At 61.6% G+C, this 25560-nt stretch carries 26 protein-coding genes; 9 read left to right on the plus strand and 17 right to left on the minus strand.

Translation table 11 applies throughout. The features are described 5' to 3' along the window. Positions 1–4 precede the first annotated feature (4 nt). Positions 5–325 carry a TraR/DksA family transcriptional regulator gene (locus BM341_RS03185; RefSeq protein WP_089792864.1) on the minus strand — a complete coding sequence of 107 codons (321 nt, stop codon included), beginning with the start codon at positions 323–325 and terminating at the stop codon, positions 5–7. Between the two features lie 91 nt (positions 326–416). Next, positions 417–1073 carry an SOS response-associated peptidase gene (locus tag BM341_RS03190; protein ID WP_089792867.1) on the minus strand — a complete coding sequence of 219 codons (657 nt, stop codon included), beginning with the start codon at positions 1071–1073 and terminating at the stop codon, positions 417–419. Positions 1074–1263: 190 nt separating this feature from the next. On the opposite strand from BM341_RS03190, the gene dusA reads away from it, so the two are divergent. Further along, on the plus strand, positions 1264–2259 hold the full coding sequence (dusA, locus tag BM341_RS03195; RefSeq protein ID WP_089792869.1) for a tRNA dihydrouridine(20/20a) synthase DusA: 996 nt from the start codon (positions 1264–1266) through the stop codon (positions 2257–2259). A 13-nt stretch (positions 2260–2272) separates the two neighbouring features. Here the strand turns inward: dusA and BM341_RS03200 are convergent, their stop codons facing one another. Further along, the gene (locus BM341_RS03200) at positions 2273–3304 is read right to left on the minus strand and encodes a succinylglutamate desuccinylase/aspartoacylase family protein (protein ID WP_089792871.1); all 1032 of its coding nucleotides are present in this window, start codon (positions 3302–3304) and stop codon (positions 2273–2275) included. Positions 3305–3456: 152 nt separating this feature from the next. On the opposite strand from BM341_RS03200, the gene BM341_RS03205 reads away from it, so the two are divergent. Then, positions 3457–4080, plus strand: a complete 624-nt coding sequence (locus BM341_RS03205) for a TetR family transcriptional regulator (RefSeq protein WP_089792873.1) — start codon at positions 3457–3459, stop codon at positions 4078–4080. On the opposite strand, the gene BM341_RS03210 is transcribed toward BM341_RS03205, so the two are convergent. The 4 genes from BM341_RS03210 to BM341_RS03225 form a co-directional block, all read right to left on the minus strand. Further along, positions 4072–4749 (minus strand): hypothetical protein, encoded by a 678-nt coding sequence (locus tag BM341_RS03210; RefSeq protein ID WP_089792875.1) that lies wholly within the window; start codon positions 4747–4749, stop codon positions 4072–4074. The genes BM341_RS03205 and BM341_RS03210 overlap by 9 nt on opposite strands. 188 nt (positions 4750–4937) lie before the next feature. Next, positions 4938–8123 (minus strand): efflux RND transporter permease subunit, encoded by a 3186-nt coding sequence (locus BM341_RS03215; RefSeq protein WP_089792877.1) that lies wholly within the window; start codon positions 8121–8123, stop codon positions 4938–4940. Then, positions 8120–9388: an efflux RND transporter periplasmic adaptor subunit gene (locus BM341_RS03220; RefSeq protein WP_089792879.1), complete on the minus strand. Its 1269-nt coding sequence runs from the start codon at positions 9386–9388 to the stop codon at positions 8120–8122. Before BM341_RS03220 ends, BM341_RS03215 begins: the two co-directional genes overlap by 4 nt. An 88-nt stretch (positions 9389–9476) precedes the next feature. After that, complete coding sequence (locus BM341_RS03225) at positions 9477–10931, minus strand: TolC family outer membrane protein (protein WP_089792881.1); 1455 nt, start codon at positions 10929–10931, stop codon at positions 9477–9479. Positions 10932–11097: 166 nt separating this feature from the next. Between BM341_RS03225 and BM341_RS03230 the strand changes: the two genes are divergently transcribed. Then, a complete protein-coding gene (locus BM341_RS03230; protein ID WP_089793410.1) occupies positions 11098–12021 on the plus strand; it encodes an alpha/beta fold hydrolase in 924 nt (307 codons plus the stop codon). Between the two features lie 79 nt (positions 12022–12100). Here the strand turns inward: BM341_RS03230 and BM341_RS03235 are convergent, their stop codons facing one another. Both BM341_RS03235 and BM341_RS03240 read right to left on the minus strand, forming a co-directional pair. Continuing rightward, positions 12101–13105: a lipid A deacylase LpxR family protein gene (locus BM341_RS03235; RefSeq protein WP_217646167.1), complete on the minus strand. Its 1005-nt coding sequence runs from the start codon at positions 13103–13105 to the stop codon at positions 12101–12103. A 114-nt stretch (positions 13106–13219) separates the two neighbouring features. Then, complete coding sequence (locus BM341_RS03240) at positions 13220–14065, minus strand: fructosamine kinase family protein (RefSeq protein ID WP_089792882.1); 846 nt, start codon at positions 14063–14065, stop codon at positions 13220–13222. Positions 14066–14349: 284 nt separating this feature from the next. Here BM341_RS03240 and BM341_RS03245 point away from each other — a divergent pair, with 284 nt between their 5' ends. Then, positions 14350–14661, plus strand: a complete 312-nt coding sequence (locus BM341_RS03245; protein ID WP_089792884.1) for a YqfO family protein — start codon at positions 14350–14352, stop codon at positions 14659–14661. A 32-nt stretch (positions 14662–14693) separates the two neighbouring features. On the opposite strand, the gene BM341_RS03250 is transcribed toward BM341_RS03245, so the two are convergent. After that, entirely contained in the window at positions 14694–15251 is a 558-nt protein-coding gene (locus BM341_RS03250; protein WP_089792886.1) for an NUDIX hydrolase, read from the minus strand. A gap of 95 nt (positions 15252–15346) precedes the next feature. On the opposite strand from BM341_RS03250, the gene BM341_RS03255 reads away from it, so the two are divergent. Continuing rightward, positions 15347–15982: a CoA pyrophosphatase gene (locus BM341_RS03255; RefSeq protein WP_089792888.1), complete on the plus strand. Its 636-nt coding sequence runs from the start codon at positions 15347–15349 to the stop codon at positions 15980–15982. Beyond that, positions 15979–16647 carry a 2OG-Fe(II) oxygenase gene (locus BM341_RS03260; RefSeq protein WP_089792890.1) on the plus strand — a complete coding sequence of 223 codons (669 nt, stop codon included), beginning with the start codon at positions 15979–15981 and terminating at the stop codon, positions 16645–16647. The genes BM341_RS03255 and BM341_RS03260 overlap by 4 nt, the downstream gene beginning before the upstream one ends. 28 nt (positions 16648–16675) lie before the next feature. On the opposite strand, the gene BM341_RS03265 is transcribed toward BM341_RS03260, so the two are convergent. Then, a complete protein-coding gene (locus BM341_RS03265; protein WP_342713860.1) occupies positions 16676–17677 on the minus strand; it encodes a L,D-transpeptidase family protein in 1002 nt (333 codons plus the stop codon). Positions 17678–18057: 380 nt separating this feature from the next. On the opposite strand from BM341_RS03265, the gene BM341_RS03270 reads away from it, so the two are divergent. Next, positions 18058–18498: a DUF411 domain-containing protein gene (locus BM341_RS03270; protein ID WP_089792894.1), complete on the plus strand. Its 441-nt coding sequence runs from the start codon at positions 18058–18060 to the stop codon at positions 18496–18498. A gap of 44 nt (positions 18499–18542) precedes the next feature. Here the strand turns inward: BM341_RS03270 and BM341_RS03275 are convergent, their stop codons facing one another. The 5 genes from BM341_RS03275 to BM341_RS03295 all read right to left on the minus strand — a co-directional run bounded on the left by BM341_RS03275 (position 18543) and on the right by BM341_RS03295 (position 22849). Next, entirely contained in the window at positions 18543–19505 is a 963-nt protein-coding gene (locus BM341_RS03275) for an arsenic resistance protein (protein WP_089792896.1), read from the minus strand. Positions 19506–19533: 28 nt separating this feature from the next. After that, positions 19534–19974 (minus strand): YtoQ family protein, encoded by a 441-nt coding sequence (locus BM341_RS03280; RefSeq protein ID WP_089792897.1) that lies wholly within the window; start codon positions 19972–19974, stop codon positions 19534–19536. A 117-nt stretch (positions 19975–20091) separates the two neighbouring features. Next, positions 20092–20934 carry an MOSC domain-containing protein gene (locus tag BM341_RS03285; RefSeq protein ID WP_089792899.1) on the minus strand — a complete coding sequence of 281 codons (843 nt, stop codon included), beginning with the start codon at positions 20932–20934 and terminating at the stop codon, positions 20092–20094. Positions 20935–20968: 34 nt separating this feature from the next. Continuing rightward, positions 20969–21304 carry a hypothetical protein gene (locus BM341_RS03290; RefSeq protein WP_139232965.1) on the minus strand — a complete coding sequence of 112 codons (336 nt, stop codon included), beginning with the start codon at positions 21302–21304 and terminating at the stop codon, positions 20969–20971. 465 nt (positions 21305–21769) lie between these two features. After that, entirely contained in the window at positions 21770–22849 is a 1080-nt protein-coding gene (locus tag BM341_RS03295; RefSeq protein WP_089792903.1) for an NAD(P)-dependent alcohol dehydrogenase, read from the minus strand. A gap of 142 nt (positions 22850–22991) precedes the next feature. On the opposite strand from BM341_RS03295, the gene BM341_RS03300 reads away from it, so the two are divergent. Beyond that, positions 22992–23873, plus strand: coding sequence for a DMT family transporter (locus BM341_RS03300; RefSeq protein WP_089792905.1), 882 nt, complete (start codon positions 22992–22994; stop codon positions 23871–23873). A gap of 35 nt (positions 23874–23908) precedes the next feature. Next, complete coding sequence (locus BM341_RS03305) at positions 23909–24643, plus strand: Mut7-C RNAse domain-containing protein (RefSeq protein ID WP_089792906.1); 735 nt, start codon at positions 23909–23911, stop codon at positions 24641–24643. A 65-nt stretch (positions 24644–24708) separates the two neighbouring features. On the opposite strand, the gene BM341_RS03310 is transcribed toward BM341_RS03305, so the two are convergent. Further along, positions 24709–25482 carry an enoyl-CoA hydratase-related protein gene (locus BM341_RS03310; protein WP_089792907.1) on the minus strand — a complete coding sequence of 258 codons (774 nt, stop codon included), beginning with the start codon at positions 25480–25482 and terminating at the stop codon, positions 24709–24711. Positions 25483–25560: the final 78 nt, after the last annotated feature.

Here is a 25560-nt window from a genome sequence, read left to right on the forward strand (position 1 = left end):
CGGCTCAGCCTTCTGCACATTCCCGACAAAGCGTCGTATAGGGCAAGGCTTCCAGCCGTGCCGGGGCGATTGGCTCTTCGCATACCTCGCAGGTTTCGCCCTCCCCCGCATCGATGCGCTCAAGTGCATGCAGTACCTGGCGCAACTCGTCTTCCGCCTCTTTCTCCAGTGAATCAACCACATCATCATTCTGGATTTCGACGGCCTGCTCCTCCATATCCTTATCCAGTGGGCCACCCTTGCGTTGCTTATGCGCCCGATAACGATCAAGCCTTTCCATCAGGTCATATCGCATGTTTTCCAGTACCAACTTTCGATCCGCCATGACACCACCTCGTTGACATCCCATTATTGAAGGACCGGCATTGTCAGGCCAGCCTGTTAACACACCACAGCCGACGCGAAAACTTCTGCCCTCACGCTGGATTGATAAGCCCGGCGTCTTCATCGTTGCCTGGCCGATTGACCCGTATGCTCACTGGCCAACAGGTGATCAGCTTGGCATCCAGATGACGCACTATCTGGCGTAGCGCCTCGCGGTCGGTCAAGTGCGGATCGAGCCAGGGGCCAAGGCTCCCGGCGTCCAGCGCTAACGGCATGCGCGAGTGGATCTCCTTGGCCGCCCCGCGCGCAGGTTCGGTGATGATCGCGCAGCCTCGCGTACCATCCGCTCGCTCGGTCCATATACCCGCCAGCCAGACCGGTTCGCGATCCTCACGACACAAGAAATAAGGCTGTTTTTTCCCACCCACCGCCAGCCACTCATACCAGCCATCCGCCGGAATGAGGCAGCGATGATGGGCGAAGGCGCCACGGAAATAATTCGAGCTCGCCACTTTCTCGACCGTGGCGTTGATCGGCTGGGGCGCCTTCTCTCCCGCCCAGTAAGGCTTGAACCCCCACCACATCTCTTCCATGACCAACGAAGCATCACCCTCCGGTCGATGCACCACGGCAATGAAGGTGCCCGGCGCCACGTTGTAGCGCGGTTTCAACTGCCGCACCTGTAGCGGTAAGCCCAAGGCCTGAGAAAGCTGGGAGCCTGTACTAAAGAGGGCGAAACGACCGCACATGGCGCTGACCTCGAATGCATGAGATACAAGGCTCTCGATTCAGGAAGCGTGGTCGCTTTCGTCACCCGTGGCAAGGAACGCTGCCCATCGGCAACCTTCTCTCGTAGCCTTGTCTCACTACCGCCATCATGGGCACCGATAGCCGCCGGCTGCTAGAATACCGGCCTTTCACACAACCCCTGTGAGACTCATGCTCGTGCTCGACCGCACCTTTTCTGTAGCCCCCATGATGGACTGGACCACACGCGACTACCGCGCGCTCGCCAGGACCCTGACCCGGCGTGCGCTGCTGTATACCGAAATGGTAACGACGGGCGCCATCCTGCACGGGCGTCCTCGCGAGCGTTTTCTGGGATATAGCGACGTGGAACATCCCTTGGCATTGCAGTTGGGGGGGAGTGACCCCGGCGAACTCGCCGAGTGCGCGGCCATCGCCGAGACGTGGGGCTATGATGAGGTCAATCTCAACGTGGGCTGCCCTAGCGATCGGGTACAGAACAACCTGATCGGCGCCTGTCTGATGGCCCACCCGGACAAGGTCGCCGCTGCAGTGCGTGCCATGCGCGAGGCGGTCTCGATCCCGGTCACCGTGAAATGCCGTATCGGCATCGATGCCCAGGATGAGGATAAGGATCTCGAGCACTTCATTGCTACGGTGGCGGATGCCGGCTGCCAGGTCTTTATCTTGCATGCCCGCAAGGCCTGGCTCGAGGGGTTATCACCCAAGCAGAACCGCGACGTCCCCCCGCTCAACTATGGACGCGTGCACCGCTTGAAGGCGAACCGTCCCGAGTTGCATATCGGTATCAACGGCGGCATCACCACGCTGGAAACCTGTCGCGAACAACTCGATCATGTCGACAGTGTCATGGTCGGGCGAGAAGCCTACCAGAACCCATGGTTGCTGGCCGGCGTGGATGAGGCATTCTTCGGCGCACACGGTCCAGCAAGCAGTCGTCACGCCGCGGCGGTCGCCTTTCGGCCTTATATCGCGCGCCGCCTCGAGGAAGGCGCCAAGCTCAATCACGTCACCCGCCACCTGCTGGGTCTGTTTCAAGGCCAGCCCGGCGGGCGCCGCTTTCGCCGTCATCTTTCGGAGAATGCGCACCGAAGCGGGGCCGGACTTACGGTTTTCGACGATGCCCTGGCACTGGTCCCGCAGCGCGAGGCTGCGTTGGTCGATTGAATCGGATTCGCCGTCAGTAGAGCGAATCTGGCGGTGGCTCTAGGCTCGAGTGGAAGCTTTCCACCGCATTCTCCGCTTCCTCGATGGCATCGAAACGAGCGATATGAAACAACGCCTCGCCTTCATTAGCCAGTGGCAAGCGGCTCATGCCAATGACGATTCCATCGGCCATGGACCTGACTTCACCCTCGGCATTGCCGAAGGGATCGGCCACCCGGCCCAGCAGTTCATGCTTGGCGACACGCGCCCCGAGACGCACCTGAGGCCGCATGATGCCGTCGATGGGGGCGCGTGCCCAGCTTGAACCGTTGGCAATCTCCGCTGGTGACGGGGGCCGGCGACGCTGCTCCCCCGAGAGCATGCCGAGCCGGCGCATCACCCGCAGGACACCGCGCACGCCCGGCGCAATCGCCCATTCATCGAAGCGCAATGCCTCGCCCGCCTCGTAGGTGAGCACAGGAATGCCCCGGTTCTGGGCATAGTGGCGCAAGCTGCCCTCGCGGAGTTCGGCGTTGAGAATTACCGGCGCGCCGAAGGCATTGGCCATGCGCTCGGTTTCGCCACCGGGAGTCAGCTGGGCGCGTATCTGCGGCAGGTTGGTGCGGTGTATCGCCCCGGTATGCAGGTCGATAATATGGCTGGCCTGATCAACGATCTGCTCCCGGAACAGTGCCGCCACCCGACCACCCAGCGACCCCGACTCACTGCCGGGGAAGCAGCGATTGAGATCGCGCCTGTCAGGCAGGTAACGACTGTGCTGAACGAAGCCGAAAACATTGACGATCGGCGAAGCGATAAGCGTCCCGCGCAGGCCCTGTAGCTGGCGTGAGCGAAGCAGGCGGCGCACGATCTCGACGCTGTTGATTTCATCTCCGTGTATGCCACCGCAGACCAGCAGCAGCGGCCCGGCCTGACGGCCGTGTACCACTTCTACGGGGATATGGAGCGGGGCATGCGTATAAAGGCGCGCGACGGGCACATCGATCTGAATGCGACTACCGGGAGCCACCCGTACACCGGCGAGTTCAAACGACGATCGTGCCATGCAGGAGCATCCTGTAACGAAACGGTGTTTTCAGCTCATTTTATACGCGTTATGCCCCTGCATGACGACCCTGTTATCCATACATTCATGAATGTAAATTACCGACCAATGAGGTAGAATAGCCTGAATTCTTGACTGGAGACTGTGCCTTAATGGCCAGACGCACCAAGGCCGAGGCCGCCGCAACTCGCGAAGCCCTGCTGGACGCCGCCGAGGAAGTCTTTCTCGAGAAGGGCGTGGCCCGCACCTCCCTGGAACAGATCGCCCGCCACGCCGATATGACCCGCGGGGCCATTTACTGGCACTTCAAGAACAAGGCCGATCTCTTCCAGGCCATGCTTCAGCGCGTTCGTATGCCCTTTCAGGAGTTGGTCGAGGAGATTGGCGATCCAGGTCTTGCCGGGCGCCCCCTCGAGGCGATCCGCCTGGCTTGCCTGAAGGGCTTCGAACGCCTCGAGCAGCCCCGCTACCGGCGCGTACATGCCATTCTTATCCACCACTGCGAGGTCTTTGGCGACATCGACCCGCTGACTATGCAGAACGAAATGGCCGAGGAGGCGTGCGGAGCGCTGATTGACTATTGCGGCTGTGCGGCACGCCTGGGCCACCTGCGCCCGGGACTCGACCCCGGGGTGGCCGGCGAGCTGCTGCAGGCGATGCTCGGCGGGCTCTTCCACGACTGGCTGCGCAACCACGAGCGGTTCTCGATCCTCGAGCGTGGCACCCTGCTGCTGGACGCCCAGCTGGAACTGATGCGCGCCCCGGCGTCAGGATGAGGCCGCGGCGCCGCCCCGTCCCTGGCGCAAGCGCAGCCGGCTGAGGTGGACCCGCGCCTCGCGGTAGTCCCCCTCCGCCACGCTGCGGTAGGCATCCTCATCGGCCACATACTTGACCAATATTCGACGCTCGCCGGCATGCGGCAGATTGTCGGGTTTGCCATGCAGGCGTACCTGGCAGGCGGGGTCGCCGACCAGCATCGCCGTTGCCCAGCCATCAGTATCCGCTTCCGCCATCACCTTCACTTTCTCGCCGAGCAGACAGCGCCGCTGCTGCGGGGCATGGCGATGGAACCAGCCATGCAAGGCATGACATAGCGCCGCAGCCACGGGTGAGGCGACCACGAAGGCCACCCACAGTACCACCACCCCCACGGGGATACGGAACAGCCCCAGCGGCAGCCAACGCAGCACAGCGAGTTCCGCTATCAGGGTGATGGCCCCCGCCAGCACCAGCAGCACCGTCAGCGCGAAAGAGGCAGGCACCCCGGCGAAGCCCAGCGCCACCAGGGTGCTCGCCAGGTGATCGCCCTTGAGGCTGTCTTGCTCGAAGAGCTCCAGCGGTGCCAGACGCAACGCCACCAGCAACCAGTAGAGGGCAGCGAGAGAAAGCAGTGCACTGAACACCACGACGGGAAAACTCAGGGCGATCTGGCGGATGGTTTCCATGACGAGCACCTCCCGGCAATACTTAGCCGACGAATAAATATCCTTTTACAGCATAGACCATCAAGGCATCTGGTTGGGCGGCATATCGCTGACAGGGGCCATGACCGCGCCGCAACGTACCACAATGTGACAGGGACGCCCCCGAAGGAGGCGTCCCTGTCATCTAGCGCTCTGGCCAGCGCCTCACTTCATTTCTGCTCAACGCCTGCCGGCTGGTGCTGGTCGGTGTTACCGCCACGCAGCTTGTGTCGCAGCCAGTCGGAAATGGCCGCGATCATGGCGTAGAAGCTTGGTACGAAAAGGCTGCCCAGCACCGCCACCGTGGCCATGCCCACCGCCACGGTGGTACCGATGTGGTGGCTGCTGGTGTCGCTTGCCCCGGTGGCCAGCGCCAGCGGCAGGGTGCCGAAGATGAACGCCAGAGAGGTCATCACGATCGGTCGGAAGCGCAGCCGCGCCGCGGTAATCGCCGCCTCACGGATCGACTGGCCCTGCTCCTTGCGCTGCAGCTCGGCGAACTCGACGATCAGGATGGCATTCTTGGCCGCCAGCCCCACCACCACCAGCATGCCGATCTCCACGTAGACGCTGGTGTCGAGGCCTCGCAGCACGATGCCGCCGATGCCGCCGAGGAAGGCAAAGGGTGTGGCGGTGAGTACCGCCAGCGGCAGCGACCAGCTCTCGTACTGGGCGGCGAGTATCAGAAACACCATCAGCAGGCCGAAGACGATCGCCAGGGTCGCAGCACTGCCCATCTGGCTTTCCTGATAGGCGGTACCCGTCCAGCCCATGCCCCAGTCGTCGCCCAGGGTTTCCTGAACGATTTCCTCCATGGCTTGAATCGCCTGGCCGGAACTATACCCCGACGCCGGACCCCCCTGGAATTGAGCGCCCAGGTAGACGCCGAAGCGCGACACCACCGCCGGCTTGGCCTGGCGCTCCAGGGTCACGAACTCAGAAAGTGGGATCCGTTCGCCATTACCGCCCCGCACGTAGATATTGTTGATATCGTCCGGGGTCCTGCGGAACTCGTCCTCGTTCTGCAGGTAAACCTGGAAATTGCGGTTCTGGTAGCTGAAATAGTTGACGAAGCCGTTACCAAGAGTGTTGGACAGGGTGGCATTGAGATCCTGTAGTGCCACGCCGTAGCTGAGCGCCTTTTGCTGATCAATCTCGGCCCGGTAGCCCGGCACGTTGACATTGAAGGTGGTGAACACCTGCTCCAGGGCGGGATGCTCATTGGCCGCCTGCATCACCTGCACCGAGGCCTGGAAGAGCTCCTGGGGCGTGGCGCCCTCGAAAGACTGCAGGTAACCGGTAAAACCGCCGGTGGTGGAGAGGCCCATGATGGGCGGCACGTTGAAAGCCATTGCCGAGCCACCGGGGATCTGGGCACCCAGTTGCATGATCCTGCCGACCAGTTCGTCGGCGGTCAGTTCGCGCTCCTCCCAGGGATCCATGTTGATGAACATGATGCCGCGGGCGGTATTCACCGCGCTGGAGAGAATGTCGTAACCAGCCACTGCTGACGAATAACGCACCCCAGGAATCTCTCGCACCTGGCGGCTTAGCTCGTCCATGTAAGTCTCGGTGCGATCCAGCGATGCCGAGTCGGGCAGCTGCACGCTGGCCAGCACGATACCCTGGTCGGTCTCAGGCACCAGGGTCGAGGGCGTGATCTGGTAGAGCCACCAGGAGCCACCGATCACCAGCGCGGTGAGCAGCAGCGCCAGGCCCCAGAAGCGCACCAGCACCTTGACCACCCACATGTAGACGGCGGTGATGCCGGCAAAGAGACGATCGAAGAGGCGAAGCGGGGTATTGATGGCTCGCCGAAACTTCGTTTCGTTGCCGTTGACCGGCTTGTGCTTGATGAAGATCGCCGACAAGGCTGGCGTGAAGGTCAGCGCCATCAGCGCCGAGAACGCTACTGAAATCGCCACGGTCAAGGCGAACTGCTGGTAGATCTGACCGGTGAAACCGCCGAGGAAGGCGACCGGCACGAACACCGCGGCCATGATCAACGAGGTGGCGATAACTGGCCCGCCAACCTCCTTCATGGCGCGAATCGTCGCCTGGAACACCGTGATCTCCTCGTCCTCGCTGAGCACCCGCTCGACGTTCTCCACTACCAGGATGGCATCATCCACCACGATGCCGATGGAGAGCACCAAGGCAAATAGCGTTAAAAGATTGATCGAGAAGCCGAACATGAAGAAACCGGCGAAGGTGGCCAGCACCGAAACCGGCACCACCGACATGGCGATCACCGTGAAGCGCCAGTTCTGCAGGAAGATGAACAGGATCACGCCGACAATCAGGAAGGCCTCGATAAATACCTTGGTCACGGTGTTGACGGACGCATCGATGAACAGCGTGGTGTCGTAGGGCACGACATATTCCAGGCCAGGGGGGAAGCGTCCCTCAAGTTCCTCCATGGTGGCCTTGACCGCCTCGGCCGTCTCCAGGGCATTGGCACCGGGCTGCTGGTTGATGATGATCGGCGTCATGGTGGCGCCGTTGAGCTTGGCATTGACCCCATAGAAGGAGGCCCCCAGCTCGATGCGCGCCACGTCATCCAGGCGCAGCGAGGAACCGTCCGGATTGGTACGCAGGAAGATCTCGCGGAAGTCCTCGACGTCGTTGAGCCGTCCGCCGGCGGTAATCGTGTAGGTGAACGCACGCGGCTCGCTCTGCGGCGTGGCCGCCAGGCTACCCGCTGGCACTTCGGTGTTCTGGGCCCGGATGGCGTTGGCCACCTCGGTGGGGGTCAGGTCGTACTGGGCCAGCTTGTCCGGGTCCATCCAGATGCGCATGGCAAACTCGCCACCGCCCAGCACTTCGGCCTCGCCGACGCCCGGGACCTGGCGCAGCTCATCGAGGATGTTGAGGGTGGCGTAGTTCTGCATGAAGACGTTGTTATAGTCGCCATCCGGGGAGATCAATGCCACCAGCATCAGGATCGAGCTGGAGCGCAGCTCCACTTGCACACCCTGAGCCTGCACCGCCTCGGGCAACTGCGACAGCGCCCCTTGCACTCGGTTGTTGACATTGATGGTATTGATATCGCCATCAGTACCGATGTTGAAAGCCACATTAAGGCTCATGGAGCCGTTATCACCACTGGTCGAGGTCATGTAGAGCATATCCTCGACGCCGTTGATGGCCTCGGCCAGGGGGGCGGCGACTGTCTGGGCCACCGTCTCGGCATCGGCGCCGGGGAACTGGGCGCTTACTGAAACGGTGGGTGGCACCACGCTGGGGTACTGCTCGATGGGCAGCACGCGCATACTCATCACCCCGACCAGTGTCAGGATGATCGCCAGCACCGTGGCGAAGATGGGCCGCTTGATGAAAAAGTTGGAGAAGCTCATGAGGCGTCGTCCTCACCGCTCTCAGCGGGGGCGGCACTCCCGGCCTCGGCGGCTTCCTCCATGGCCGCTTGCTCGGTTTCCTGCTCATCCTGCTCGACCTCCTCGACAAGCGTCTCGGCGTCGCCCTCGAAGGGCAGCGGCTCGATGGACGTGCCGGGCTCGATACCGGAAGGATCACCCACGACCACCCGCTCGCCGGGTTCGACCCCACCACGCAAGATCTGCCAGGGACCGGCCACCTCGCCCAGCTCCACCGTGCGGGCACGGGCCGTCCCCTCCTCATCGAGCACGAATACCTGAGGTCCCATGAGACCCTGGCCGATGGCGATCTCGGGCACCGCCAGCACGTCGAAGCGCTTCAGCCCTTCCAGGCTGACCCGCACGAACTGGCCGGGCAGCACGCGAGCGTCGGGATTGGCGAAGGTCGCGCTGGCCTGGACGGTACTGGTGGCCTCGTCTACCCGAGAGCCGAGGAAATCGAGATGGCCTTCGAGGGTCGGGCCTTCGCCACCATCCGCCCCGGGCACCTGCAGCACCGCGGTGATCGCCTCGACGGACTGCTCTCCCATCTGGCGGCGCAGTTCGAAAGCATCACGCTGGGGAAGTTGAAAACGCACTTCCAGCGGATCCAGCGGCGTGATGGTGGCAAGCTCAGTGCCTGAGTTCACCAGATTTCCGACATTGATCTGGCTAAGCCCGATCATTCCCGAGACCGGGGCCTTGACCTCGGCATAGCCCAGGTCGATATTGGCGCTCTCCAGCGCTGCCTCGGCTTGAGCGACACGGGCCTGGGCGACACGCAGCTCGGCCTGCGCCTCGTCGACCTGCTGCTGGCTCACCGAGTTCTGGCTCAGCAGCCGCTGAAAACGCTGGGCATCGCGCTGCGCGCGGGCCATCTCGGCGCGAGCACTCTGCAAGTCCGCCTCACGCTGGTTGACCAGCGCCTGGTAGAGATCCGGCTCGATGTTGTAGAGGGTTTGTCCCTCTTCCACCAACTCGCCGGGCTCGAAGTGACGACCTTCTAGGAAACCCGTGACCCGCGCGACCAAGGTGACTTCATCATCACTGCGCAGCAATGACGGATATGATTTATCCAACGGGACGTCCTGGCGAGTCATCTCGGCCACTTCCACCGGCTGGGGGGGCCGTTCTTGCTCGCCTTGACTCTGCTGTGCCGCCTGCTCCTGCTGGCCGCAAGCGGACAACAGGAAACCCGCAGCAAGCGCCAGCAAGGCCGCTCGGCCGGATCGGATCTGGATTCTCATGACTTTTTGCAATCCCGTTGAATAGGTCGAAAAGTGGAGCGATTTTACATTCATCCATGTATGAATGTAAATGATAGCTGGCTAACCATTACTGCAGGCTGGGCGGCTCGCCGATCTCCATGGCCTCGTCATATCCTGCTGCGTCAGGCAATGTGAAGGTGACACTCTCGCCCTCAAGCAGCTCATTGACTTCCTCGATGGCGGGCACGTTCAGGGTCCCCGCCTGCTGTCGCAACGACAACAGGTTGACGACATAGTCGTAGCGGGCCTCGGCGTGGTCGGCAATCGCCGAGAAGAGGTTCTGCTCGGCATTGAGCACATCGACGATATTGCGCGTCCCCACCTCGTAGCCGGCCCGCGTCGCATCCAGCGCGCTCTGGTTGGAGACGATGGCCTGGGCGCGCGCTTCTACCGTGGAGACGTCATTGCTGACCTGAGTGAACAGCGAGCGCACCTGCTGGACGGTATCGCGGCGTTGAGCCTCGAATTCGTATTGACTCGACTCGAGCTGAAAGGTGCTTTGCCGTATCCCGGCCCTGGTACGCCCACCGGTATAGAGAGGCAAGCTGACGCCCAGGCCAACCTGGCTGGCGGATTCGTTGCCCGTCAGGCCATCAACGTCGGTATCGCTGTATTGGTAGTTGGCGAACGCCTCGAGCGTCGGCAGTCGGTCGGCCTGGGCGATATTCACTCCGCTACGCGACACTTCGACCCCGGCCTGCTGCGCCAGCACCTGGGGATTGTTCTGCATGGCCATCGCCACCCACTCATCGCGACTGTTTGGGGTGGGTGGCTCGACGGGCAGCTCTTCCTGTAACGACTCAATATTCTGATAACGTTGCCCGGTCAGCCGCTCCAGCGCCTCGAAATTGACCTGCAGGCTGCTTTCGGCGGCGATGCGCTCGGCACGTGACTGGTCGAAGCTGGCCTGGGCCTCCTCGACCTCGGTGATGGCAATCAGCCCGACTTCGAACTGTTCACGCGCTTGCTCGAGCTGTCGGCCGATGGCACGCTCCTGGGCGCGCCGTGCCTCCAGGATTTCGTAAGCACGCAGGATCTCGAAATAGGCCTCGGACACATCGATCAACACCTGCTGTTCGGTTGCGGCCAGGCGATACGTTTCCTGGTCGATCTCTCGCTCCGCTCGCTCCACTTCACGCCGGTTTCGAGCATCGAACAAGGCCTGCGACGCCTCAAGCGTCAAGCCAGCACTGTTGTAGCGATCGTCTATGGGGCCGGGCCCTCCGCTTGCGAAGTCTCCCCCTCCGTTCGACTGAGATTCGTACTGGCGGTTGTGCGTCACGTTGCCCGAAGCCCCGATCTGCGGCAGCAGGTCAGCCTGCTGGATCTCACGGCCCGCCCGCACAACGCCGAATGTCGAACGCGCCGCCGCCAATTCGGCATTGTTCTGCAATGCATCGCGGGCGATGGTGAGCAGATCGGCTGCCTGCAGCGGCATCGCAAAAGCCGACGTCACCAAGGCCGGCAGCAGCGCCCGATGGGCAAGGCGACGAACGGTTGGCTTGGTTCGGGAAGAGAGCATCGGGAAATCCTCGATTACAGGGTCTGGTTATTTACATACATTGTCGCATGTCCAGACGCTGAAGCCACCGTCTGGCTTATACATTCATGGGTTCTTCACGATCGATTGCCAACTGAGCTATGCTGCCATGCAGCACAGTGGCATCTTCACCAAAAGGACCGCGATCATGGATGAACTGGAAATGGTCAGATTTCGTGAGCTGGAAATCGCCGTGCGCATCTGGCATCCACAGGCCCCCCGCACCGTGATCGCCTGGCATGGCTTGGCGCGTCATGGTGGCGACTTCGCCGACTTCGCTCACACGCTGGGGCCGGAATGGCGAGTACTCGCACCGGATACCCCGGGGCGCGGCCTGTCGAGCTGGTCGCTGCATCCGGCTCATGACTATCTTTATGAGCATTACATGCAAGTGGCCGTGGCGGTCATGGATCACTTCAAGCTAGCGCAAGTGCCCTGGGTCGGCACCTCCATGGGCGGATTGCTCGGCATGCTGCTGGCCGCCGAACCGACCACCGCCAAGCGCGTCGAGCGGCTGGTACTCAACGACGTGGGCCCTGAGCTGGATCCCGAAGGCCTCACCGAGCTGGCCACTTACTTTGGCGTGCCGCACCGCTTCTGGCATTTCAGTGATCTACAAGCCGAGCTGCGCCGCCATTATGTCGGCTTTGGCATCGACGACGAGGCGGCTTGGCGGCGTCTGGCAGAAAGCAGCGCCAGGCGCTTGCCCGATGGCAGCTGGACCTACCATTTCGATCCTCGCATTGGTGAGCAATTCGTTCATGACACGCCGCGCGATACCTGGGCCGACTGGTCGGCGATCCGCTGCCCGCTGATGGTGGTGCGGGGAGCGCATTCCCCCTTGCTCAAGGCCGCGAGCGTCGAACGCATGGCCGAGGCCCACCAGCATCTGGTGACGCTCGAGGTGCCGGAGTGTGGTCATGCGCCAATGCTCGATCGGGCCAGCCAGGTCGATCCCATCGCCGAGTTCCTTGCCTGCCCGCGAGAGCGGCTGATACCCAGCGAGGCCGTCACGAAGCCACGCTGGTGGCAACGCACCTTGAACTGGATCACCCGCACAGATACTGCCTGAGGAATACCGAGCATCGACACATGCCCTCTGAGGCCTACTAGCCATAACAACACAACGTTCGCCCACCCGCGAAACAGGGCTAGAACCATAGCGAAAGCGAAAGCGAGCCGAATTGGTCGTGGCGCGCTTGCTCCTTGAACTCATCGGTGCGCCATGCATAGGTATAGGTAAGCTGCCACTGGTTCCAGGTGAACGCGGCTCCCACCAAGGCATCACCGACCCACTCCCGACGATTCACCGAATGGCTGTCCTCAAAGGTATTGCCGTCAAGCAGCAGGTTATGCGCCATATAACGACCTTCTACCGCGGCGAAGGCGTACCAGCCAACGCCTTGCCCGGGCAAGAAGGTGGAGCGTCCTCCCTGGCTCGGCGCAATGGACGGAATACCAAAGCTACGCTCGAGGTTCTCCCCGAAACGCACCCCCAGCCCCGTGGCGGCATAGGTATAAAGATTGCCCAGCGCGAATCCGGCGCTGGGACCGAGTTCGACCTCGTAACCGTTCAGCTCCCGTTGCGCTATCCAGGCGCTCCTGTACGCCAGGTTGAGTAGCGGTTCGTTGTCGAGCTGGTAGTCCCAACCCTCGGGTTTGTCTGAGCCGATCCACCGATGAAACTCGCGCTGCAGGAAATCGGCACCGGATGCCGGCCCCACGATGCCGGCGTCCAACGTCAGGCTGCGGGCCTTACGCCAACCCGTATGCCGCTCGCTGTCGAAGAGCGAGATACCGCCCATCAGCACGCCCGCATAGGGTCGGTCATTCTCGATAAGTCGTGCCACCTCGATATTATCCGGGGTGTACATCTGGTGAGTGAAGCGGTAGGCCACACCATCGAGCCCATTGGCAGACCAGCCGGGGGCCGTGTCCGCCAGGTCGCGCAACCAGTGCTGGTCAGGGGGGATAAAGGCCCAGCTTACCTCGACACCATTGGTGTAATGACCATCATCGCCCGCCGAATAGTTATCGTTCTCGGATTTGAAGGTCAAGAGCCCTTCCGCCGAGGCCGGCATGGACATACTGGCTACCCACATTGCCGCAAAAGCGGACGCAAAAGCACCACGAACGACAAAGCTGAACGCTTTCATGTAGACGTATCCGTGTCCTGATTTTTAACATACATACCTGCCTGTATGTATTAGGCCAAAAGCCTAGCATTCCCTAACGTAGGCGTCAATTGACGCCCCGTGAGCCTGCTTCGCTCAGGCCTGATAGGTCTCCAGCCTGGCGACCGTGCGCTCGACCCCGCTGCGATAGGCGCCACCGAACAGCAGCAAGTGGTTGAGCAGCGGATACAGCTGGAACAACGCTTCGCGCCTCGGCCAGTCGACCGGGGGGTTACCGTTCCAGTAGGCTTCGAAGAAAGCCGCCCCCGGTGCGCCGAAAAGCGTCAGCATAGCCAGGTCGACGTCTGGATAATGGCGATAGACCGCCGGGTCGATGATCGCCGGCCCCCGGCGAGTGAACAGCACATTGCCCGACCAGAGGTCGCCATGCACGAGGCTTGCGCGAGTACTAGGCAGCCATTCTTCCAGCGACCATGCGATGGCCTCGATGCGCCCGCAAAGCGCCTCGTCCAGGCGCCCTTGCTGCTGGCAGGCCGCAGCGAGTGGTAACAGACGCCGCTCACGTTGGAACGCCCGCCCATCATTGAGCGGCGCATTGGGCTGAGGCGTGAGGCCACAGGCGTTGTCTCTCGGCCAGCCGTGCGCGTCGTCGAAAGCGCCATGCACTTCACGCAGCCCCTCCCCCAGGCAGGCTTCTCCCATGGCGGTGCGCGGCGCTGCCTCCAGCGCTTCCATCACCAACCAGGTGTCGCGCTGCCCGATGACTTCGGGCACGATCAGCCGCGAGCCCACTTCGCGAAGCGTGCGCAACCCTTCGGCTTCACCTTCCAGACGCTCGGTATCGTCATGCTTGATGATGACCGCTCCCTGGCGGGTTTCCAAACGATAGACGACAGCAATATCTCCGCCGCTCAGCGGCTTGAGCGCCCCGTTCGGTATCAGGCCGAGCTCTTGCAGAAGGTGGTTGAGTTCATCATTCATCCTCGTTCCTCCTGCGCTTGCAGCGTTAAGCGCTTTCTCCAGCTTGCCAAGGCTTTTGGCTACAGTATGGCGCAAAAAAACCGTCCGGTAGGGACGGCAAAACGGGGTACTACAGCAACACCGACAACCAGAAGCTAGACTCCATTTAAAGATGGGGGACGCATCCACAGCGGAGAGGATGCATTTTACATGTACATGTAAGCACAACTGTACATGTATTGGTTAACTATTTTCCGCTCAAGTTTCCTACGTTTTACACTGATCGCCGCTTATTAAGGAGCCCCATGTACAAGCTTGCCTTCTTTGTTCCCAGCGAGGATGCCGAACGCGTCAAGGAAGCCGTTTTCGCCAGCGGTGCCGGTCGCATCGGTGACTACGAGGCCTGCTGCTTCCAGACGCTGGGCACCGGCCAGTTCCGCCCCCTGGCCGGCGCCGATCCGCATATCGGCCAAGTCGGAGAACTGGAAACCGTCGAGGAGCTCAAAGTAGAACTGGTATGCGAGGATGACCTGATCCATCAGGCAGTGGCTGCGCTTAAACTCGCGCATCCCTACGAGGAGCCGGCCTTTGATGCCTGGAAGCTGGAGCGCTTCTGAGCCGAGGCATCATCTCGTTTTCAGCTCGGGCGCTATGCAGACCCGAAATAGCGTTCGCGATCCTTGGCCGTAATGTCGCTGATGTGCAGCGGAAACTGTGCATTGCCGCGATCGGCGAAGAAATGGCGCAAGGTCCGCTCGATGGTAGGAAAGGCCAGCTCATCCCAGGGAATCTCGTGCTCCTCGAACAGGGCCACTTCCAGGCTTTCCGGGCCGGCAGCGTAACCGCCGGTAAGATCGGCGCGAAAGATCATATAGACCTGATTGATATGCGGCAGGCTGATCATGGTGTAGAGCCCATGGATCTCGACCTCGGCGCGCGCCTCCTCGCGGGTTTCACGGGCCGCCGCCTCCAGGGTGGTCTCGGCATTTTCCATATAGCCCGCCGGCAGGGTCCAGAACCCGTGACGTGGTGGAATGGCGCGGCGACACAGCAACACCCGGCTGCCCCTGACCGGCAGCGTTCCGGCAACGATACGTGGATTCTGGTAATGGATGGTGCCGCACTCATTGCAGAGATAACGTGGGCGGTCGTCACCCGACGGAATCTCGAAGCGAACGGTATGGCCACAGTGGCTGCAGAAATTCATGGGGCTCCCTGGCATGGATCGCGGTTGACCATCGCCAGACGCTTGACGCCGGGGACGACGGCCGGGTAGAAGAGATCAAACCCGACGGATGCCCCATGTTAGAGAAACTTCGTGAACGCCTGCAAGCACACCGGCCCCGCCGCAACACGCTTCGCCTGCGCGAAGCCGCGGTGCTGTTGCCCGTGGTCGACCGTCCCAACCCGACCCTGCTGTTTACCCGCCGCGCCAGTCATCTCAACACGCATCAGGGCCAAGTTGCCTTTCCCGGCGGCAAACGCGAACCCGAGGATGCCGATTTACTGGCCACCGCGCTGCGCGAATCGCGCGAGGAAATCAATCTGGCGCCAGACGAGGTGGAGCTGCTGGGACAATTGTCCGACGTGATATCGCTGCATGGTCTGCGGGTCACGCCTTATGTCGGCCTGATCCCCCCGGACCTGCCACTGACGCCCGACCTCAGCGAGCTCGACACCATCTTCGAGGTGCCGTTGTCGCACTTCCTCGACGACCAGCGTACCCATACCGACGTGATCCACGTCGACGGCCGCGACTACTATGTGCCCAGCTACCAATTCCCCGATACTCACGGCGAGGAACACATCATCTGGGGGCTCTCGGCGATGATGCTGGTGGAGCTGCTGGCCGAGGGTTTCGCCATGCCGATCAGCCTCTACGAGCGCCCCGCCGGCAAGCTCCTCTACCGCCCCGAACGTCGAATACCCACCTCATGACGCCAATCTCGCCGCTGTCGACAAGCGGGCTGCCACCGGCGCGCCTGACCGAACTGATCGACGCCTTGGTGGAACAGGGCTGGTTTGTCGGCGAGGACTTCATCGATATGGACTTGTGCGCCGAGCTTCACAGGGAACTGGCCGTCATGGCGGCGCGGGATGAGCTGGACGCCGCCGGCATCGGGCGTGGTCAGGCGCACACGCTGCGACGCGACATCCGGGGCGATGCCATCCGCTGGCTGGACCGCCAAAGCCAGGCGCAGCGGCGTTATCTCGACGTCATGCAGGGGTTACAGAAGGCGCTCAACCAGGCGCTGTTTCTGGGCTTGTTCGAATACGAGGCTCACTTTGCCCGCTATCCGCCCCAGGCCTTCTACCAGCGGCACCTGGACAGCTTCCGCGGTCGCTCTAACCGGGTGATTTCCACCGTCAGCTATCTCAACCCCGACTGGCCGAGCGATGCCGGCGGCGAGATGGTGATCTTCGCAGCGGACGACCCCGAGCGCGAAATGGCCCGCGTTCGCCCCACCGCCGGCACCTTTGCCTGCTTTCTCTCCGAGACCATTCCTCACGAGGTGCTGCCGACCCGCCTGCCGCGGGCCAGCATTGCCGGCTGGTTTCGCCGCAACGCCTCGCTGGGCGGCCTGGTCGACCCGGCTCACTGAGGCGACATCTCGCGCTGCCGCCCGCGGCTCAGGCGTCGACACCCTCCAGGAAACCATCCTTCAAGCCGATCATGTCATAGAGTCCCCGGTCTTCTTCGACCCGCTCGGGCTCTGGCTCAGGCGCTGGCTGAATCGCCACGACCCACCCTTGCGGTGACTCGATGACCTCGCGCAACTGCGCGTAGTTAAGCGAATGGTTGAGCGAGGCAGGTGCTTCGGCGCCGGACTGACCCAACAGCGTCAACGCCTCCAACAGCACCGCCATTCCCTCCTCCTGTTCCTCCAGAGAGGTATAGGCCTGAACGTAAGGCGTGCCATCCTGCCAACCGGCCTTGATCGGCTGGTTGATGATATTGACGCGTGTCCCATCCGGTACACGGTCGAAAACCGAGGCGATGTCCTCGGGAAACATGCGAATGCACCCACGGCTGGCACGCATGCCGATGCCATCGGGCTGGTTGGTGCCATGGATCAGGTAACCCGGGATATCGAGCAGGATCGCATGCTCACCCAGCGGGTTTTCCGGTCCGGGCGGCACGACCTCGGGAGGGGGATCGCCACGTTCGGCGGCCTCTCGGCGGATCGACTCGGGCGGATACCAGGCAGGATCCTTCAAGCGCATGGTGGTCTCGGTCACCCCGAGCGGCGTATTGTAGCCTTCGCGACCGATACCGATCGGGTAGGTTTCCACCCGTGGCGTTTCATTGGCTGCCACGGCGGGATAATAGTAGAGACGCAACTCGGCAATATTGATGACGATGCCTTCGCGCGCTACCGGCGGCAGGATGCGCTGGGCGGGAATTACCACCTCGGTCCCTTCGCCGGGCACCCAGAGGCTGACGTCGGGATTGGCTCGCCGGATCTCCTCGTAGCCCACATTATGTCGGCGTGCGACATCCAGCAGCGTCTCCTTGCCTTGCGTCTCGACGGTATAGACCTCGCCGATCACATCGCCTTCGGGCAAGGGATAGTGTCCCTTGGGCCACTCCGTCGCCTCCTCGGCCGACACCGACAAGGTCAGTGAGGTCATCGCGACAATCATCAAGCATTGCAGTCTGAATCGGAAAGAAACGGGCATGAGGATGGGTATCGTTGCGTGAAGAAGGGAGTCTATGAAGGCAAGCAGTGTTTCATGACCTCAGGGGACCTGCAAGCAGCTGACATCGCTCCCACTCCTGTGCTGCACCTGGCTTGCCGAACCGGCGCTGGGTTGATACAAGTCAAAGCCTATCCCGACGATGAAGTCCATGATTTCCTCAATCGGGGTTCCTTTACCAGATTTGATCGGCCACTCAAGGCTTGATCGACCATGGGAGGAACCGCAATGCTTGATGCTGACGTCTGGAAGTTGCGGCCTTTAACCATGACTTGCCACTTACCACTCGAACACTTTCTTCAAGGAGCAGCCTCTTGAACCGTCCTGTTACTTCGTTGTTATTAAGTGGTGCGCTGTTGTTCGGCGCTGCCACTGCCCACGCGGCACTGCCTGACGAAGCCATTCTCTACAAGAACCCCCAGTGTGGTTGCTGTGATGAATACGCTCGCCACCTGGAAGACATGGGAATTTCCGTCACCATTATCGATGATGCCAACATGGGAGAGGTCAAGGCCGATGCTGGCCTGCCGTTCGGTCTGGGGTCATGTCACACCATCGAGATGGGCGGCTATGTGATCGAAGGTCATGTGCCGCTCGCCGCGGTCGAGGCGTTGTTCGAGCAACGGCCGGATATCGACGGTATCGGCCTGGCCGGCATGCCCATCGGTACGCCTGGCATGCCCGGCCCCCAAAGCGAGCCCTATGAGGTCTATCAGTTCACCGCAGGGGAAGACGCTCCCTTCATGACCCTTTAACGGCATGATGCTCCCGGCCCATCATCCTGGGGCCGGGAGCATAGTCATTCGGCCTTGTCCGGAAATAGCCGATTCGGTACCAGCCACAGGAAGATAAGCATGCCGAACAGCTCGACCAAGGACTGAAAGACCACCACCATGACCGCCACTTCAAGGCCCGCGGGTAACGCCAACGCTAACGGCAGCACGACGAAGGAGTTGCGCGAGCCGAAGCTGAAGGCCAGCACCCGGCCTTGAACGACGCTGAGTCGAAAGCCCCATGCCATCAACCACGACAGCAATACCGCGGCCACCAGGAAGGCCACGAAAACGGGCAGCAGCCAGACGAGCAGCCCCAGCGAACCGGCCACTTCATTCACCTGACCTGCCGCGACCACGAACAGCACCAGCGCCAGCAACGGGATGGGCAAGTCGCCCAGCCGAGCGATCAGGGCGTTCCGGCGCGGCGCTCGACGGACCCAGATACCGGTAATGAGCGCGGCGGTGAGCGGCAGCAGGATCAGCCCGCCGAACGCCAGCAGCAATTCGCGCCGGAATAGACCGACCAGCGCCTCATGGCCCAGAAACGTCACGAGATAGGCTGGCAGCAACACGATCTGCAACAGCAGGCTGAGGGGCGTGAAAGCAACCGCCAAGGCTGCATCCCCCCGACCGAGATGCGTGAACGAAATGAACCAGTCGGTGCAAGGCAGCAGCAGCACCATCATGACGCCCAGGCGCAGCCCAGGATTGTCCGGCAGGGTCTGCACCAGGCCCCAGACGATCAACGGGATGATGACGAAGTTGCCCAGCACCGCTGCGACAAGAAAGCGTGGACTCACGAGTCGGGCGCGCAGCCTGGTCAGGGGAAGCTGGGTAAACGTCACATACAGCAAGACACCCAGCAGCGGCCATAACCAAGGCGCCAGCCTCTCGGCGATACCGGGGAGATACGCCCCTGCCATCAAACCGGCAAAAATCACGGTGAGATAGCACACGCCCTGATACTGCTCGAGCCGGTCACGCATCAACGAATCTCGTGGTGATGCGTTACCTTCAGGCCCGGGTCACGTAACGCAGGATCTCGACGACCTGTTCGGTGCTGGTAGTCCACGCCATCGCAGCCGCATCGACTTCCTTGAGCGGGTGGACGATGTCTTCGTCATGCAGCGTGACGTAGGGCTTGCTCAGAGCGGCGCAGTAACCGGCATCGAAGGCCGCGTTCCATTGCTTGTATTTGTCACCGAAGCGCACCACCACCAGATCGCTTTGCTCGATCAGCGAGCGCGTCCGGATCGCATTCACCTTGGACGACTTGTGATCGCGCCAGAATTGGCGGCTCTCTTCACCCAGATGATCACCCGCCGCATCGCTGGCGTCGTGGTCGGTAACCGCCGACGTGAACACGACATCAAGGCCGTGAGCCTCGGCACCCTGCTGGATTTCATCGCGCCAATCGGTGTGGATCTCGCCGGACAGGTAGACGTAAAAACTCATAAAAACACCAGAAAATGAAAGGAAGGCCGCATGATAGCCCAACAGTTAGCCACAATAAAAAGGCGGGAGACGCCAAGCGCATTATCTCCTCCCGCCCCTCCGCGGTCCCTACCGGACCTAGACCGACGCGGCAGTTTCGGGCATCAAGGCATCTCCGACGCGCAGCACCCCACCCTCGCCGGCCAGTAGTGTCGCATTCAGACCAAAAAAGCCGCCTTGCAGGTCGCTGCGCGTGTTCATCTCCACCAAGGTACGCAGCGGCTCGCCTGGCACGTGGATCTCGCCAGTCTGCTGGTCGATGGTTGTGATCTTGCAGCGCTTGCAGGGTTTGCGCAGCCCTAGCCGTATCGTCTCATCCAGGGAGGCCAGCGTCGCCCAGCCGTCTTCGGCGAAAGCAGCGGCGCCATCGACCACGATACTGGGTCGAAAGCGGCTCATCGGCACGGCGTCCAGTGCCTTCCCCGCCAGCATCCGGTTCAGCTCTGCCAACGAAGTCTCCGAGGCCACCAGGAAGGGGTAGCCATCGGCAAAGGCCGTATGGGCGGATTCACCATGCAGGAAATCCGGTTCGACGTCGCGACGTTCCGTCGACGGAAAGCGCACCAGTCGATACGCACCACCCAATACACGGGACAGCCAACGGGCGGCATCCTGGCCCTCATCCAGGGCCTGGCAGCGATCCTGCCAGACGGTTACCTCGAGCAGGGGCCGGTCTCGACCCTCAAGACTCACCGACAAGGGGTCGACAGAGGGATGCTCCAGCACCAGCGAATCGGCATCCAGGCCGACGGTAATGCGAGCCATTTCGACGATCTGGCGCTGGGTCACGAAACGATTGACGGCATCAATGACCATCCAATGGCGGTCGAGCGCGAGGCCGCGCGTTTGCAGCGTCGCTTGTTCGAGCGTGATACCTCGCAGCGACTTGACCGGATAGATAGCGAGTTGTGTGATCTTCAAGAGGTAACCCCAGCGTACCGAAAGGCCTCCTACCTTACAGGCGCTGGGTATCGATCAGGTAACCGATAATAGGATAACCCGCCTTCTTGGCCGCCTTCTCGGCTTCCATTCGCGCTTCGAGCCTGGAAATGCTGGCCGAGACGTACTCGAACACCGTGTCCATCTCAAGTTGCTTGGTCCGTACCGCCAGTTTCACGAGGTGGCCCGTCTTGTAGGCAGCGGAAGAGTCGGGCTTTGCGGTTGGCTTTATCTCGCGCGTCGGCTTTTCAGTCGCCTTGGCGGGTTTCATGAAGGCATCGAGTTCACGTCGCATGTTTTTCTCGAAATCGCTAAGTTCTGTTTCCATTTTTACTCCGTGGTGGAATGCCATGCCGAAGCATACCAATGCCTAACAGTGGCGTTAAAGGGTCTGAACGCTCATCGGCGCATAAGGACGGGTGTGTAATCTCAGCCCGCTTGTAAGGGTAAGCGCCAAGGTGTCGTAATACCGTTTTTACAATGTTTTAACGTCTTTGAGCTGGCGGGCATCAGACAATAACACTAATTAAGCTTAACAAGCACTCTGACTTGTGCGGGTTGACCTGGCAAAATGAAGTAACGAAATGTCCTGCGACTCTCTCCTCGCCACGTCAAGCGAAAAGGCCAACCAGTCTCTGGAGTCGCTCCTCGAAGCGACTGCGCCAGATGATTATACAATAAGGTGAATCGTTAGTTGGCATTCTTGTGGTCTTTTACCAAGGTTTTATCTTCGCCACTTATTTGTGCTGAGCCTCGAAAATGCGATCGGCAAGCTCACTGAGGCGACGAGCAGAAAAACGCCTGCTGCGCCTACCCCTCAAGCGGTCTGAATGGCCACCTTGAGTACCCCGTCACGCTGATGGGAGAAAAGCTCATAGGCCTGGACGATATCATCCAGAGCATAGCGATGGGTAACCATCGGCCCGAGGTCGAGTCGCCCCGCGGCAATGATCTGCATCAATCGGCGCATGCGCTCCTTTCCGCCGGGGCAGAGCGATGTGATGATCTTATGATCGCCCAGGCCGGCCGAGAAGGCATCCAGGGGAATCGTAAGATTCTCGGAATAGACGCCCAGGCTCGACAGGGTTCCCCCGGGCTTGAGCACCCGCAGCGCCGACTCGAAGGTCGACTGAAGGCCCAACGCCTCGATCGACGCATCGACACCACGCCCCCCGGTGAGCTTGAGAATTTCCGATACCACATCGACCTTGCGAAAATCCAAGGTCACGTCGGCACCGAGCGTCTTCGCCATGGCCAGGCGCTCATCGACCCCATCGACGGCGATGATCATGCCCGCGCCCCGCAGCCGAGCACCGGCCGTGGCACACAGGCCGATGGGGCCCTGAGCAAACACCGCCACGATATCGCCGATCTTGATTTGCGCCGACTCAGCACCGGCGAACCCGGTCGACATGATATCGGGACACATCAACACCTGTTCGTCGGTCAGACCATCGGGCACCGGCGACAGGTTGGCCTGGGCATCAGGTACCAGCAGGTATTCGGCCTGAGCACCGTCAATGGTGTTTCCGAACCGCCAGCCGCCCATCGGCTTGTAGCCGTGGCGATGATGTCCTCCATCCTGAGCCGAACAACCATCCTGACAGGCATAGGAGGTAAAACTCGGACAGATCGCCCCGGCGATGACGCGTTGGCCTTCCTGGTAGCCCTGTACGTTGGCGCCCAGCTTCTCGATCACCCCTACGGGTTCGTGACCAATGGTCAGCCCCTGGGCGACCGGGTATTCACCCTTGAGAATATGAACATCGGTACCACAGATGGTGGTCGTGGTGACGCGAATCAAGGCATCGTTAGGACCGATGTCGGGAATCGGCTTGTCATCGATCTCGATACGGCCAGGCTCAACGAAGATTGCGGCTTTCATCATGGCAGGCATGCTCAGCTCCTCAAGCGAATACAAGAATGGCGGTATACCATCAGATCACAGCCCTCTCGGGCAGCGCTTGCGCTAGGTCAAGAACCTCAAGAGAAGAGGAGATGGTAACCTTCCGCCTTTGCCTTACCGACAAGGACGTTGCATGTCACCGACCGACACCCTTCGCTTGATCTTGCTGTCCTCGTTGTGGGGCATGTCGTTCATCTTCATGCGCGTCGCCGTGCCCGAGTTCGGCCCAGTGCCGCTGGTATTGGTCAGAATGGGGGTGGGCGCGCTGCTGCTGTTGCCCTTGCTGCTGCAGTTGCGCTACCTGCGGCTGATGTGGGAGAACAAGGGCAAGTTATTGATGCTGGGACTGATCAATCACGTGCTGCCCTTCTCGTTACTGGCGCTGGCCACCACACGCCTGGAAGCCGGTTTCACCTCGTTGATCAACGCCACTACGCCGATATTCACCGCCCTGCTGGGCGCCCTGTTCTTCGCCACACCGGTGCAGCGACAGCAATATCTGGGGCTTGCCATGGCCTTCTTCGGCGTTTATGTGTTGTCGGCGAACCGCCTGGACTTTTCGCTGGGCGGCGATGGCTGGTTCATACTCGCCGTGCTGGGCGCCACCTTCTGCTATGGCGTGGCCAGCAACTACGCCAGGGTGCATCTCTCGCACCTGCCGGTGCGGGTGCTGGCCGCGGGCAGCTCCGCCATGTCGGCGCTGATCCTGATGATCCCGGGGTTGCTGCTGTGGCCCACGGAGCCGATCAGCAGCCTGGCCTGGGCCAACGGCCTGGCGTTGGCGGCGCTAAGCACCACGGTGGCTTTCCTGCTCTACTTCGGGCTGATCGCCAGCGCGGGAGCCACCGCCACCTCCACGGTCACTTTCCTGGTACCGGTCAGCGCCCTGCTGTGGGGCTATCTCCTGTTGGACGAGGTGCTCAGCCTGCAGATACTGATCGGCATGATCATCACGCTGGCCGGCACCGCCATCGCCACGCGGATGATCCGGTTACGCCGTGGCAAGGTAGCCTAGACTGACTGATGAAATGCCCTTGCGCGGGACACGCCATGGCCGATGCCAACGTCCGTTTCCATGACCGTTTGAATGACTTCCTACCCCCGGCACAGCACGGCAGAAACATCGTCCACGACGTATCGCGCCGCGCCGCCATCAAGGATGTCATCGAGTCGCTGGGGGTACCCCACACCGAAGTGGATGTCATCCTGGTCGACGGCACCTCGGCAGGATTCGAGCACATCCTCGCCGGCGGTGAGCGGGTGGAGGTCTACCCCTGGACAGTGGCCCCGCCGGCGGCACGGCACCTGCGTCCCCGCCCGCCGGCCAAACCAAGTTTCTTGCTGGATGCCCAACTGGGCCGACTCGCCCGCTATCTGCGCCTGCTCGGCTTCGACTGCCATTACCTCAATGACATTGGCGACGCCGAACTAGCCGCGCAAGCCGAGGCGGAGAAGCGCGTGGTACTGACCCGCGACCGCCAACTGCTCAAGCGCAAGCGTATCCGGCTCGCCCACTTCGTTCGCCACGAGGACCCCTGGCAGCAGGTCGAGGAAGTGTGCAGGGAGTTCGACCTGGTTCCGGCTTTCGCCCCTTTCACCCGCTGCACGCGTTGTAATGGTCGCCTCGTCGCAGTGGCCAAGGAGGATGTGATCGACCGGCTCGAGCCCCTGACGCAGCAACATGTAGAGCATTTCCTGCAGTGCGAGGCCTGTGGTCAGGTCTATTGGCACGGGAGCCATGTTTCACGCATGGAGGCATTGGTTGAAAGGCTGCGGCAAGGCTAGCGGGACGGACAGTGACGTCGCCGTCACTGCCGTTCAAGGTCCGAGCGATCTGCTAGATATTCGTATCAGAAGTTCGGCTTGCGCTTCTCGACGAAGGCGCTCATTCCCTCGGTCTGCTCCTCTCCGGCAAAGCAGAAGGCGAAAAGCGCGGTTTCCAGCGCCAGAGCGCTGTCGAGGTCCTGATCCAGGCCATCGTGCACCGCCTGCTTGGCACCTCGCACCGCCTCGGGGCCATTGCCGGAAAGCTGCTTGGTGAGTTCCTCGGCGTAGGCCTCGAGTTCGGCCTGTGGCATCACGCGATTGACCAGACCGATACGCAAGGCTTCGGCCGCATCGATCTTGCGACCGGTGGTCACCAGATCGATGGCCATGGCGGGACCGACACGACGCGGCAGTCGCTGGGTGCCGCCGAAGCCGGGAATTACCCCGAGCCCCACCTCCGGCTGGCCGAAAATAGCGTTATCGCTGGCCACGGCCCAGTCGCAGGCCAGCGCAAGCTCGCAGCCACCGCCGAGGCAGAAGCCGTTGACCAGCGCCACCACCGGCACGGGTAAGGTTTCCAGGCGCTTGAGGGTACGCAGCGCTTGTCCGGCGAAGGCGCGCGCCTGTTCCGGTGACTTGCCGCGCATCTCGGCGATATCGGCCCCGGCGACGAAGGACTTCTCGCCGTCCCCGGTGATCAGCACCGCCCGCAGATCATTGCGGCTCTCCAGATCGTCAAGCACTGTATCCAACTCGGCGATTACTGCACTGTTGAGGGCATTCAGCGCCTTGGGGCGGGTAATGGTCAACCGGACGACACCGGCGTTGTCGACCACATCTATCAGCTTGTCGCTCATGGAGGCTCCTGGCAATGGGTGTAAGAGAGGGGCGAACTACTGCTTTACCCTAGATAACGCCGGCCAGGCCGGCAATCC

This window comes from Halomonas korlensis (assembly GCF_900116705.1).
GTDB classification, from domain to species: Bacteria; Pseudomonadota; Gammaproteobacteria; order Pseudomonadales; family Halomonadaceae; genus Halomonas; species Halomonas korlensis.